The organism is Kitasatospora sp. NPDC085895 (assembly GCF_040702125.1).
GTDB classification, from domain to species: domain Bacteria; phylum Actinomycetota; class Actinomycetes; order Streptomycetales; family Streptomycetaceae; genus Kitasatospora; species Kitasatospora arboriphila.
Genome location: NZ_JBFBJY010000029.1, coordinates 23,365 through 35,760 on the forward strand (window position 1 = coordinate 23,365; position 12,396 = coordinate 35,760).

Consider the following 12,396-nt stretch of genomic DNA (forward strand, 5'->3'; position numbering starts at 1 on the left):
CCACCCGTGCACCGCAGTACCGACTCCGCACCACCCCCACCCAGCTGGAGTTCCCCATGACCACCGCACCACCGGCCGCCGCGGCGCGCCCCCACCGGGTGCTGACCCGGTTGCTCACCGCCCTCGTCCTGGCCCTCGGCGCCCTGCTCGTGCCGTTCGCGCCGGCCGCCCCCGCGGCGGAGAGCCTGCTCTCGCAGGGCAGGGCCGTCACCGCCTCCTCCACCGAGAACGGCGTGGCCTTCCCCGCCTCGGCCGCCGTCGACGGCAACGCCGGCACCCGCTGGTCCAGCGCCTTCGGCGACCCGCAGTGGCTGCAGGTCGACCTCGGCGCCACCGCCACCGTCAGCCGGGTCGTCCTGCAGTGGGAGGCGGCCTACGCGACCGGCTTCAAGCTGCAGACCTCCGCCGACGGCAGCACCTGGACGGACGTCTACACCACCGCGAGCGGCACCGGCGGCACCCAGAACCTCACCGTCAACGGCATCGGCCGCTACGTCCGGATGTACGGCACCGCCCGCGCCACCCAGTACGGCTACTCGCTCTGGGAGTTCCAGGTCTACGGCACCCCGGGCGGCGGCACCGGCGGCGGCGACGTCCAACTCTCGTACAACAAGCCCGCGGTGGCCTCCAGCAGCCAGAACGACGGCGGCTGCGGCAACTGCACCCCGAGCAAGGCGGTCGACCAGGACCCGGCCACCCGCTGGGCCACCTCCGCCTGGAGCGACCCGGGCTGGATCTACATCGACCTCGGCGCCACCGCCACCGTCCACAAGGTCGTCCTGCAGTGGGACCCGGCCTACGCCACCGCGTACAAGCTGCAGGTGTCGGGCGACGCCGTCAACTGGACGGACATCTACTCCACCACCACCGGCAAGGGGTTCAAGGAGACCGTCTCCAACCTGAACGGCACCGGCCGGTACGTCCGGATGTACGGCACCGCCCGGGTCGGCCAGTACGGCTACTCGCTCTGGGAGTTCCAGGTGTTCGGCAGCGGCGGCAGCCCCGTCACGCCGCCGCCGCTGCCGCCGAACCCGACCTTCCCGGCCGGCCGGCTGGTCTTCGGCGACGAGTTCAACGGCTCCAACGGCACCGCGCCGGACGCCGGCAAGTGGACCACCGACCCCGGAGCGGGCGTCAACAACGAGCTGGAGTACTACACCACCGGCAGCAAGAACCTGTACCAGGACGGCACCGGCAACCTGGTGATCGAGGCCCGCAAGGAGGTCACCCCCGGATCGGCCTGCCCGCGCGACCCGCTCTCCGGCAGCACCGTCTGCCAGTACACCTCGGGGCGGATCAACACCTCGGGCCACTTCGACTTCACCTACGGCCACGCCGAGGCGCGGATCAAGGTGACCGGCACCCAGGGCCTGTGGCCGGCGTTCTGGATGCTCGGCTCCGACTTCAAGACCGGTACGCCGTGGCCGTACTCGGGTGAGATCGACGTCATGGAGCACGTCGGCAAGGTCGCCGACTCGGTGTACTCGACGCTGCACGCGCCCGCTTACAACGGTGCGGGCGGGTACGGCTCGCCGTACACCCTGGCGGGCACCGACTTCGCCAACGCGTTCCACACCTACGCGGTGGACTGGGACTCCGCCCACATGACGTTCTACGTGGACGGCAACGCCTTCTTCACCGTGGACCGGACCGCCCTGGAGGCCACCCGCGGCCCCTGGGTGTACGACCACCCGTTCTACCTGATCCTCAACAACGCGGTGGGCGGCGACTGGCCGGGCGCGCCCGACGCCACCACCGTGCTGCCGCAGAAGATGCTCGTGGACTACGTCCGCGTGTACCAGTAGGTCGCCCCGCCGGTCCGGGCCTCGTCGCGAGGTCCGGGCCGGCGGTGCCCCGACCGGCCGTCAGGGGCGGTACACCGCGCCCGGCTGCGGGGCCGCCGGGGCGAGCAGCTGCGAGACCGTCACCACGGTGTAGCCGCGGCGGTGGAGTTCGGCGAGGATGCCCGGCACGGCGGGGACGGTGCCCGGGTAGATGTCGTGCAGCAGGATGATGCCGTCGCGGTGGACCTGGTCGAGCACCCGCTGCCGGATCAGCGCCGAGTCGTTCGTGTCGTAGTCCTTGGCGGTGACGCTCCACAGCACCTGGGCGACGCCGAGTTCGGCGCAGATCCTCGACACGTCCTCGTCGGTGCGGCCCTGCGGCGGGCGCATCAGCACCGGCCGCTCGCCGGTGATGCGCTGCACCGCGTCCTGGGTGAGGGAGATCTCCTCGCGGGCCTCGTCCGGCGCGATGTCGGTGAGGATCCGGTGCGTCCAGGTGTGGTTGGCCGGCTCGTGCCCCTCGGCGACGATCCGCCGGACGGTGTCCGGGTGCTTCTCGACGTGGTTCTTGCCGAGCATGAAGAAGGTCGCGTGCGCGTTCTCCTCCTTGAGGACGTCGAGCAGCTTCGGCGTGTACTCGCTCGGGCCCGCGTCGAAGGTGAGCGCCACGCAGGTGGCTTTCCGGCAGTCGACGCCCTGCACGGCGGTGTCCCGGGAGACCGCCGAGGCCCGGTCGCGGGCCTCCTTCGGTGCCGTGGTGTCGAACGAGGCGCAGCCGCCCACGGCCAGGGCGGTCGCCACCGCCGTGAGCAGAGCCGTCACCGTGCGCCTGCGAAGCCTCTTCCCGGCGGTCGTCATGGAGCCCCTCCCCTCGGACCCGCCCCCGGTCGGAGGCGTGTTCGAGGGAGACCCTAGACGTACTTACATACCGGGTATGCGGTGGGTGTCGGGGCGCGGATCAGGCCATCCAGAAGAAGACCGCGGTCATCCGCTTGTCCTCCAGCGTGCTGCCCCAGTAACCGGTCGCGGTGTGGATGATGTTGGCGCTGTAGAGCAGCAGCCGGTTGAAGCGGTGCGGGACGCGGACGTCCTCGACGAAGGCGTTCGAGGGGACGAAGCGGGTGCCCAGGGCGTCGACCAGGTTGTTGTGCGGCGCGGCGACGATGTTGCCGCCGAGCGCGCCGTTCGGCATCTGCTGGCGGTAGAAGCTGGTGCCGCAGTCCTTGGGGGCCGAGGGGTTGAGGTAGAGCACGGCGGCGTAGCGGCAGACCAGCCGCGAGTCGGTGTGCGGGCGCGGCTCGCACTCGTCCCGGCCGACCACCTGGATGCAGTTGTGGTTGACGGTGGCGCCGCCCGGCCCGGTCTCCGGCCAGATCCGGCGGGCGCCGGTGGCCTGCATCACCAGGGCCTCGACGTGGGCGAGTTCCTCCGGCTCCAGACCGGGCATGGTGCGCAGGCCCGGCCAGGTCTCCGGCTTGTGCGGGTACCCCTCGCTCCAGTCCTGGCGGGCCAGCGTGCGGGTCCGGACGGCCTCCGCGTCCGGCAGGACGTCGTCGAAGACCCAGTAGTCGCGGCCACGGGTCGGCTTGCGGTACGGCAGCACCGGGATCGCCGGCGTCCGGGGGAGGGGTGACATGGCCCCGACGGTAGCGACGGGCCCCGGCGCACCTCGCCCGTGATCAGGTCAATTGTGTGTCAAGCCGAGTTCAAGGCGGTGGCCCGCGGAGACGGCGTCAGAGCAGCCACCGCACGGCGGTGACGGCGCCCAGCACGGCGAGGCCGAGCAGCAGCAGGCCGAGCAGGGCGAATCCGGCACAGAACAGGGTGCCGTCCTCCTGCTCCGCGGCGGCGGCCCCGCGGGCCTCCTCCTGCACGTCCCACCAGCGGGCCGGCCGCCCGAGCTGCGCGGAGGCGGCCTCGCGGACCTCCGCGAGCCGGGCCCGGGCGGTCGCGGTCGGTGCCCGGTGCTCCGGGCCGCGCCAGGCCAGGGCGGCCATCCGCCGCACCGGGTCGGCGTAGCGGGCCTCGAAGGCGGCGGTCTCGGCCGGGTCGCGCTCCTCGTCCAGGTACGCCCAGCGGCCGGCCTGGGCGGGTTCGCCGTACAGCCGGTAGACCTCGGCGAGCCGCCGCCGGGCCGTCAGGTCGGCCGGGCAGGAGCCGACCAACCCGCGCAGGCGCTGGAGGGCGACGGGTGTCCGGCCGGCACGGAGGTCGGCCTCGGCCCTGGCGAGGGTGGTCTCGACGGTCACCGGAGCATGTTCGCGGACGGTGCGGCGCAGGTCAAAGGGGTTGTTCCGGCCGATCGCGGCGATCCGGACGGCCGGCTCCCAGGGGCCGGGTCAGCCGGTCGGCAGGAAGCCCTCCAGCAGCGGGGCGAGCAGGGTGGTGCGCCGCATCACGTCCATGTGGGTGGTGCGCGGCAGGACGGCGAGGCGGGCGTCCGGGATCAGCTCGTACATCTCGACCGCGTGGTCGAGGCGGACGAAGTCGTGGTCGCCGACGACCAGCAGGGTGGGGGCCCGCAGCGTGCGGAGCCGCTCGGCCGGCCAGCCCCCGAAGGCGGCCACCGCCTCGGAGACCTTGGCGTGGAAGGCGTCGAAGTGCTCCGGCTCGGGGGAGACGGCGAGATGGGCGGCGCGCATCTCGGCGAAGTCCTCCGGGGTGGGCAACCGGCTGGAGCCGGAGGGGAGTTCGGAGGCGTGGATCTCCTCGTGGTAGCCGTCCGGGCGGTAGTTGACGGAGGCGAGCACGAGGTGGTCGACCCGCTCCGGGTGGTCCAGCGCGAGCTGCAGGGCGGCGTAGCCGCCGAGGCTGAAGCCGAGGACGTCGGTGCGTTCGACGCCGAGGCGGTCGAGCAGGGCGAGCACGTCCGCGGCCAGCAGGTCGATCCGGTAGGGGCGGTCGGTGTCGCGGGTGCGGCCGTGCCCCTGGAGCTCGGGGGCGATCACCCGGCGGCCGCGGGTCAGCGCGGGCAGCAGCGTGCCGAAGCACAGCTCGACGGTCAGCAGGCCGCCGTGCAGCACGACCAGCGGCCGGCCGGTCGTGCTGCCGCGCTCCTCGTAGTACAGGTCGAGCCCGTTGACGTGCGCGTAGCTGCCCGTGGTCACGCTGGTCTCCCGTCGGCGGCGGCCGGTCCGGTACCAGTCTGGCCCGTGCCGGCCCTCAGACCGTGTACCGCTCGACGAGGGCGCACAGGGTGTCGAAGGCGGGTTTGGGCGTGTGGTCGTCCGCCGTCAGCCCGAAGCGGTGGAAGGGCCCGGGTCCGCCGCTGTCGGCGTCGCGCAGCGAGAAGTGGGTGTACCCGCTCAGCCCGAGCGCTGCCGCGTGCTCGGCGACGGTGCGGACGACCGTCTCGACGACCTCGGCCTGCCGCTGCGGCGTCCGGCCCGGGCCGGTGGGCCAGCCGTGCTCGGTGACGTGCAGCGGCAGGTGCCCGAGGCAGGCGGGCGCGAGCACGTTCTCGCGGTGGTGGCGCAGGACCGCGGCGACCGTGTCGGCGAGCTCGGCCGGCGCGACCGGGCGGAACACGTCGGGGAAGAAGTCCAGCCCCACGTAGTCGAGTTCGGCGCGGAAGTCAGGACCGCCGAGCTCGGCCAGCCCGGCGACGAAGGACGTCGCCGGGCCGAACAGCGGGGTGGTGTTGAAACCGATCCGCAGGTGGTGGTGGCCGAGTTCGCGGGCCTGGTCCCGGGCGGCGCGCACGCCGTGCACGATCGCCTCCCGGACGGCCGGGTGGTCGCCGTCCAGGAGGGGGTTGCCGGTGACGTTCGGCTCCTCCGTCACCTGCAGGGTCTGCGTCACCGCGCCGTACCGGCCGACGAGTTCGCGCAGGAAGGTGCAGTACCCGGGGACGTCTCCGGTGGCCGACCGGTACTGCGCGACCAGGTCCAGCCGGCGGCCACGGACGGCGTACCGCTCGGCCCCGGCCGGGGTGGCGGTCGGATGCGGGCCGCCGGGTGCGGTGGTGTCGTCGAAGGCGGTGTAGGCGCGGACCAGGAAGGGCCGGCCGGGGCGGCCCTGCAGCCGGTCCAGCAGGGCGGTGACGCGGTCGGGGTCGTCCGGCGGGCCGACGGCGAGGCCGCCGCTGTCGTCGCCGCAGACGCCGCCGGGGTAGATGCCGAAGAGCAGACGCTCAGTCACGGTCGCCTCCGTCCTGCTCCCGGGACGGGGTGGGGCCGGTGGGCCAGGCGAGCGTGCCGGTGCGGATCTCCTCGGCGAGCGACTCGACCCAGGCGGTCTCGGCGCGGGCGAGGGCGAGCGCGTACTCGGCCTCGATCACGAACAGCCTGGGCACGCCCGTGGCCAGGGCCTCGGCCAGGCGTCGTTCGTCCTCGGCGGTGCGTTCGCGCAGGCGGCGGGCGCGTTCCGTCAGCGCGTCGCGGGCGCGCTCGGGGCCGAGCGCGCCGAGGTGGCCGACCGCGCCGAGGAAGGGCGAGAACTCCCGTTCCGGGGTGCGGATCTGATGGTCCAGCCGGCGGACGAGCTCCTCGCGGCCGGCCCCGGTGATGCCGTAGACCGTCCGCTCGGGGCGGTTCCCGGCGCGTTCCTGGCCGCGGGCGGCCACCCAGCCGGCCTCCTCCAGGGCGGCGACGGTGTTGTAGAGGGTGCCGCGGTTGACCGCCGCGGCGTGGTGGGCGCTGCGTTCCCGCAGCTCGGCGAGGATCCGGTGCGGATGGGCGTCGCCTTCGAGGAGCAGGCCGAGCAGGGCCGGGACGATCGGGTGGTCGAGAGCGCGTCGTGGCATGGTCTAAATCTATCAGTCGAAATAGACTGTTTGGCAACGCGGAGCCGGGCCGTCCGGTCGCGGTCGCGGTCGTCCGGGCGGGCCGACGGGCCGGAACCCGGCCCTCCGAATGTCAGTGGCGGTCGAGATGATGTTCGACATGAAGGACGCAGCCGCCCTGGCCACCCACGCCGCCTATGCCGATGCCGTCGCCACCGCCGTGCAGGCGGCCGCGGCCTACTACGCCGACGGCTCCACGCCGCTGGGCGACGACGAGTACGACGCGCTGCTGCGCTCGATCGAGGCCTGGGAGCAGGCCCACCCCGGCGAGGCGCTGCCCGACTCGCCCACCGGCAAGGTGGCCGGCGGCGCCGCCCTCGGCGACGTCCCGCACAGCGTGCCGATGCTCAGCCTCGACAACGTCTTCTCCGCCGAGGAACTCACCGCCTGGGCCGCCGGCCTGGAGCGCCGCCTCGGCCGCCCGGTGGACGGCTGGTGCGTCGAGCCCAAGCTCGACGGCCTCGCCGTCGCGGCCCGCTACCGCGAGGGCCGGCTCGTCCGCCTGATCACTCGCGGCGACGGCCTCGCCGGTGAGGACATCGGTCACGCCGCCGACGCCGTCCTCGGCCTGCCGCAGACCCTCGCCGAGCCGATCGACGTCGAGCTGCGCGGCGAAGTCCTGCTCACCCAGAGCCAGTTCGAGCACGCCAACGAGGTGCGCACCGCACACGGCGCCACTCCCTTCGCCAACCCCCGCAACGGCGCCGCCGGCACCCTGCGCGCCAAGGACCGTCCCTACCGCATCGAACTCACCTTCTTCGCCTACGGCGCCATCGGGCTCGGCGGCCTCGGCCACAGCGCCCTGCTCGACCGGCTCGCCGCGCTCGGCGCCAACACCGCCGCGAGCACCGCCGCCCGCCCCGGCCGCTGCGAGGGCGTCGAGGAGGTGCGGCAGCGGATCGAGGAGATCGCCGCGCTCCGCGCCGACCTGCCGTTCGGCATCGACGGCATCGTGGTGAAGGCCGACGCCGAGGCCGACCAGGAGCAGGCAGGCGCCGGCTCGCGCGCCCCGCGCTGGGCCGTCGCCTACAAGCTGCCCGCGGTGCACAAGGTCACCCGGCTGCTCGGCGTCGAGTGGAACGTCGGCCGCACCGGCGTGATCGCCCCGCGCGCCGTCCTGGAGCCGGTCGAGGTCGACGGCGTCACCATCACCTACGCCACCCTGCACAACCCGGCCGACATCACCCGCCGCGGCCTGCTGATCGGCGACCAGGTCTTCGTCCACCGGGCCGGCGACGTCATCCCCCGGGTCGAGGCGCCGCTGGTCGACCAGCGCACCGGCGACGAGCAGCCGATCGTCTTCCCCGCCGTCTGCCCGCGCTGCGGCGACGCCATCGACACCTCGCAGCAGCGCTGGCGGTGCGTGCGGGGCCGCGGCTGCCAGGCCGTCGCCTCGATCCGCTACGCCGTCGGCCGCGACCAGCTCGACGTCGAGGGGCTCGGCGGCACCCGCGCCGTCCAGCTCGTCGAGGCGGGCCTGGTCGCCGACCTCGCCGACCTCTTCGCGCTCACCCGCGAGCAACTGCTCACCCTCGACCGGATGGGCGACACCAGCGCCGACAACCTGCTCGCGGCGATCGCCGAAGCCAGGACGCGGCCGCTGAACCGGGTGTTCTGCGCGCTCGGTGTCCTCGGCACCGGCCGCTCGATGTCCCGCCGGATCGCCGCCCACTTCGGCAGCATGGCGGCCGTCCGCGCCGCGGACGCCGAGGCGCTCGCCGAGGTCGACGGCATCGGCCCGGACAAGGCCGCCGTGATCGTCGCCGAACTCGTCGGACTCGCACCGGTGCTGGACAAGCTGGCGGCGCACGGCGTCGGTACGGCCGTCACCCCGCCCGCCGCGGCCACGGCCGCCGCCGAGGACGGCCCGGCCGGCCCGCTGGCCGGCGAGGCCGTGGTGGTGACCGGCAGCATGACCGGCCCGCTGGCCGACCTCAGCCGCAACCAGATGAACGAGCTGATCGAGCGCGCCGGCGGCAAGGCGTCCTCGTCCGTCTCCAAGCGGACGACCCTGCTGGTGGCCGGCGAGAAGGCAGGCTCCAAGCGCGCCAAGGCGGAGGAGCTCGGGATCCGGGTCATCTCCCCGGAGGGCCTGGCCGAGCTGGTGGCCGGCCTGCTGGTGGCGTAGGTCCGGTCCACCCCCTGCGGAGCCGCACTCCGTGGTTCGCCCCGGCGGTGCCGATGTCCGGCGCCGCCGGCACTTCGCCCCGGATCGGCGGCGAGTACCGCGACCACGCCGAGGAGACCGGCGCCGCCGGCACTTCGCCACCTGCCGGGTTCGGCGCGGGCAGCCGGCCCGCAGCGGCTCGGCCCCGGCCGGGCCGGCACGTCTCGCCGCAGGCCGTCAGCCGACGCCCGGGGACGCGGGTTCCCACGGTCGGACCCATGGGTCGGGCCACGCCTCGGCCGCGGCGAGCAGCGGGTCGAAGGTCGCGCCGTCGATGCTCTCGCGGATGACGTCGGCGTGACCGCCGTGCCGTGCCGTCTCCTCGATCAAGTGCAGCAGGACCCAGCGGATCGACCATTCCTCGACCTCGGCGGGAATCCACGGAGCCCTCTGCGGCACCGGAACGGCTTGCCCGAGGTCCGGAATCCCGGTGATCACCGCGTCGGTCCGATCGGCCGCCTCGGCATACATGGCCAGGATCGCGGTCAGGGTCTCGTCCGGGGCGAGCCGGAATTCGTCCGCGTCCGACTCGTCCGTCTTTCGCTGCGTCCCGCGCTGCCGCTGAAGCATGAGGTCGGTCCAGAACTCCTCGCACCGTGCGGCGTGCTTGATGAGACCGCCGATGCTCAGTTCGCTGCCGGTGGGCGCCATGCGGGCCTGCTCCTCGGTCAGACCGTAAGCGGTGACCCGCAGCGCGCGCCGCTGGTGGGCCAGGTAGGCGGTCAGCGCCGTGCGCTCGTCGGCGACGGGCGGGACGACTCTCGGCATGGCGGGGTCCTCTCACTCTGCAAGTTCTTGCAGCAATTTTCAGTGGGACTCTACTGCCGCCTTCCGGCGCACGTACAGCGTGCCGATCAACCCGATCCCGACTGCTGGCACTGACCCTGCAGGCCGCGGCGCCGGCGGGCGATGCTGCCGGGCCGAAGCCTTGCGGAAGCGCTCGGCGGCAGACCGTGGGGCGGGAAGTCCCGGCGGCGGCCGGTGCGGTTCCAGTGGTGGATCGCGGTCGCGATTGCCCGCATTGCACATCCGCCCCGGTGGCGGCGCCCGCCCGTCGGTTCGGCAATCCGCTGAATGTCTGTTAACCGGTTAGCGGTGCTTTGTCGGTGATGGCCGGAAACCGTTGACCGAACATTCCTTCGCGATAGTATGTTAATTACCGATACACGCGTGGCACCTGTCGCGGGCGCTTGTCTCCGTCACCACGGATCACACGGGAAACGGTGCCGACCACGAGTTGCGAGGTAGTGATGCCAGGGCCAGCCGTCGCACCCCGGAGCAGCAACCCCGCCGGTGCGCCCCCGCAGTCCGTTCGAGTCATGATCGTCGACGAGTCCTCCGTCATCCGGGACGGGCTGTGCACCCTGCTCGCCCCCGCCGCCGACATCGACGTGGTCGCCGCCACCGACAGCGGGGCCCGCGCCGTCCACCTGGCCGCCGTGCACGGCCCGCACGTCCTGGTCACCGGCCTGCACCTGCGCGGCATGTCCTGCCTGGACCTGCTGCGCCGGCTGGACGCCGAACGGCTGCCCGTCCGGCCGCGCCTGGTGGTCTTCGCCCAGCACGACAACGAGGACATGGTGAAGGACGTGCTGCAGGCGCCCACCCACGGCCTGCTGGTCAAGGACACCAGCCGCGAGGAACTGGCCGGTGCCGTCCGGGCCGCCGCCCGCGGCGAGGCCGTCTTCTCGCCCAGCGTCTCCCACCGCCTGGTGGAGTGGTACCGGACGGCCGGCAGCCGCCGGGTCCGCCCGGCCACCCGCTCCGCACTGCAGTCGCTGACCATCCGCGAGCGGGAGGTGCTCGGCCTGATCGCCGAGGGCCTCTCCCCGCTGGAGATGGCCGACCGGCTCTGCATCGGCGAGGCGACCGTGCGCACCCACGTCTACCGGCTGCGCACCAAACTGGAGTTGAAGGACCGTGCGCAGCTGGTGGCGTTCGCCTACCGGGCCGGGGTGGCCGCCGAGGAGGGGTTCGCGGCATGAGCCTGCGGCTCCACCGGGTGGCCGCGGACGCCCTCGGCCCGGCCGCCCCGGCCCGCTTCCGGGCGGCCGCGCCGGGCCACCGCATCCTGCCGGAGAGCGCCGCCGGGGTGGTCGTCGGCGCGGACGAACACGCCTGCCCCGGGCTGGTGTTCGGGCCCGTCCCGGAGCGCCGGAAGGGGAAGAACCGGCGACACCTCGACCTCGTCCCGGACGGCCGCGGGGCCGAGGTGGCCGGCCGCCGGCCCTCGGCGCCATCCGGGCCGATGTCGGCCGACCCGCCGACGCCGGCCGGACGGTGCCCGCCGACCCGGAGGGCGACGGGTTCTGCGCGCTCGGTCCGAAGCGCTCCCTGATCGGATGACAGGACGTCAGGACGCGCCGCCCGCCGGGACGGGCGTCGCGGCCGCGACCACGGTCTTGGGGGAGTCGTCCACGGCCCGCAGCTCCCGGGCCGAGCGGATCAGGTACAGCACCACCGGGGAGACCAGCATCCAGCCGCCGGCCACCAGCAGCACCCCCGGCACGGAGGTCGCCGCGGCCACCGGCCCGACCAGGGCCTGGCCGACCGGCAGCAGGGCGATGCTGCCCAGCCACTCGTAGGACGCCACCCGGGACATCGCCGGCAGCGGGACGTGCTGCTGCAGCGCGGTGTAGAAGTACACGTTGAACATGGCGACGCCGACCCCGCCGACCAGTGCCGCGGCGGCCACCACGGCCGTCGGGGCGGGCACCGCGAGCGCCACCAGCTGCAGGCCGTACAGCCCGAGCGGGACGAAGGTGGCACGCAGCAGGTACCGCGGCCGGTGGCGGAGGGCGATCACCCCGCCGACCACCGCGCCGAGCCCCGAACAGGCGGCGATCGCCGCCCAGGCGGAGGCCCCGCCCAGGTCGGACTTGGCCACCGCCGGGCCGAGCACCAGCACCGAGGGCAGTGCCAGCAGGTGGAAGGTCGCCGCCCACAGCACCATCGACCAGAGCCAGGTGCGGGAGCGGAACTCCTGCCAGCCCTCGGCGAGTCCGCGCAGCACCGAGGCCGACGCCTCGGCCGCCTTCGCCGCCGTCCGTGCCGCCGGACGGGCGAGCGAGAGGGCGACGGCGCTGGCGGCGAAGGTGAGCGCGTCGGCGAGCAGCGCCGCCCCGGGGCTGAAGACCGCGATCAGCACGCCGGCGACGGCCGGGCCGACCGTGTAGGCGAGGTTGTCGCTCAGCCCGACCAGCCCGTTGGCCTGCTGCAGCCGGTCGGGTTCGACCCACTCGGCGACCAGGCCGGTGGACGCCGGGCGGAAGAACGCAGCCGCGGTGCCCCAGACCAGTTGGAGCAGCACCAGGGAGAGCAGGGTGGCGTGCCCCGTCCAGAGCAGCACGCCCTGGGCGGCCTGCGAGCCGAACCGCACCAGGTCGCAGGCGACCATCAGCCGGCGCCGTTCGATCCGGTCCGCGACCACGCCCCCGACCAGTACCAGCAGGACGCCCGGCGCGATGCCGGCGGCGAGCACCAGGCCGAGTGCGCCGGCGCCGCGGCCGAGGTCCAGCACGGCGAAGGCGAGCGCGACCGGCACGATCGCGTCGCCGAGGACGGAGAGGCTCTGCCCCGTGTAGTACAGCGCGAAGTTGCGGTTGTGCAGCACCTCGGGGATCCGTGCCGGTCGCCTGCCCATCCTGCTGCCCTCTCGTCCT

General features: G+C 73.9%; 12 protein-coding genes. 4 read left to right on the plus strand and 8 right to left on the minus strand.

All coding sequences use genetic code 11. The features are described 5' to 3' along the window. Positions 1–56: 56 nt before the first annotated feature. Positions 57–1,805 (plus strand): discoidin domain-containing protein, encoded by a 1,749-nt coding sequence (locus AB0442_RS19490; RefSeq protein ID WP_366164190.1) that lies wholly within the window; start codon positions 57–59, stop codon positions 1,803–1,805. A 60-nt stretch (positions 1,806–1,865) separates the two neighbouring features. On the opposite strand, the gene AB0442_RS19495 is transcribed toward AB0442_RS19490, so the two are convergent. The 6 genes from AB0442_RS19495 to AB0442_RS19520 form a co-directional block, all read right to left on the minus strand. Next, complete coding sequence (locus tag AB0442_RS19495) at positions 1,866–2,642, minus strand: polysaccharide deacetylase family protein (protein WP_366164191.1); 777 nt, start codon at positions 2,640–2,642, stop codon at positions 1,866–1,868. A gap of 100 nt (positions 2,643–2,742) precedes the next feature. Continuing rightward, positions 2,743–3,420, minus strand: coding sequence for a DUF6445 family protein (locus AB0442_RS19500; protein WP_366164192.1), 678 nt, complete (start codon positions 3,418–3,420; stop codon positions 2,743–2,745). A 97-nt stretch (positions 3,421–3,517) separates the two neighbouring features. After that, positions 3,518–4,033 carry a DUF6584 family protein gene (locus AB0442_RS19505; RefSeq protein ID WP_366164193.1) on the minus strand — a complete coding sequence of 172 codons (516 nt, stop codon included), beginning with the start codon at positions 4,031–4,033 and terminating at the stop codon, positions 3,518–3,520. Between the two features lie 90 nt (positions 4,034–4,123). Beyond that, on the minus strand, positions 4,124–4,891 hold the full coding sequence (locus AB0442_RS19510; protein ID WP_366164194.1) for an alpha/beta hydrolase: 768 nt from the start codon (positions 4,889–4,891) through the stop codon (positions 4,124–4,126). 55 nt (positions 4,892–4,946) lie between these two features. After that, positions 4,947–5,924: a hypothetical protein gene (locus AB0442_RS19515; protein WP_366164195.1), complete on the minus strand. Its 978-nt coding sequence runs from the start codon at positions 5,922–5,924 to the stop codon at positions 4,947–4,949. Next, entirely contained in the window at positions 5,917–6,528 is a 612-nt protein-coding gene (locus AB0442_RS19520; protein ID WP_366164196.1) for a PadR family transcriptional regulator, read from the minus strand. Before AB0442_RS19520 ends, AB0442_RS19515 begins: the two co-directional genes overlap by 8 nt. A gap of 130 nt (positions 6,529–6,658) precedes the next feature. Here AB0442_RS19520 and ligA point away from each other — a divergent pair, with 130 nt between their 5' ends. Further along, positions 6,659–8,695 carry an NAD-dependent DNA ligase LigA gene (ligA, locus tag AB0442_RS19525; protein ID WP_366164241.1) on the plus strand — a complete coding sequence of 679 codons (2,037 nt, stop codon included), beginning with the start codon at positions 6,659–6,661 and terminating at the stop codon, positions 8,693–8,695. A 216-nt stretch (positions 8,696–8,911) separates the two neighbouring features. On the opposite strand, the gene AB0442_RS19530 is transcribed toward ligA, so the two are convergent. Then, positions 8,912–9,502: a DinB family protein gene (locus tag AB0442_RS19530; RefSeq protein ID WP_366164197.1), complete on the minus strand. Its 591-nt coding sequence runs from the start codon at positions 9,500–9,502 to the stop codon at positions 8,912–8,914. Between the two features lie 551 nt (positions 9,503–10,053). Between AB0442_RS19530 and AB0442_RS19535 the strand changes: the two genes are divergently transcribed. Further along, a complete protein-coding gene (locus AB0442_RS19535) occupies positions 10,054–10,719 on the plus strand; it encodes a response regulator transcription factor (RefSeq protein ID WP_344623952.1) in 666 nt (221 codons plus the stop codon). After that, entirely contained in the window at positions 10,716–11,072 is a 357-nt protein-coding gene (locus AB0442_RS19540; protein ID WP_366164198.1) for a VOC family protein, read from the plus strand. Before AB0442_RS19535 ends, AB0442_RS19540 begins: the two co-directional genes overlap by 4 nt. A gap of 15 nt (positions 11,073–11,087) precedes the next feature. On the opposite strand, the gene AB0442_RS19545 is transcribed toward AB0442_RS19540, so the two are convergent. Beyond that, positions 11,088–12,377, minus strand: coding sequence for an MFS transporter (locus AB0442_RS19545; RefSeq protein WP_366164199.1), 1,290 nt, complete (start codon positions 12,375–12,377; stop codon positions 11,088–11,090). Positions 12,378–12,396: the final 19 nt, after the last annotated feature.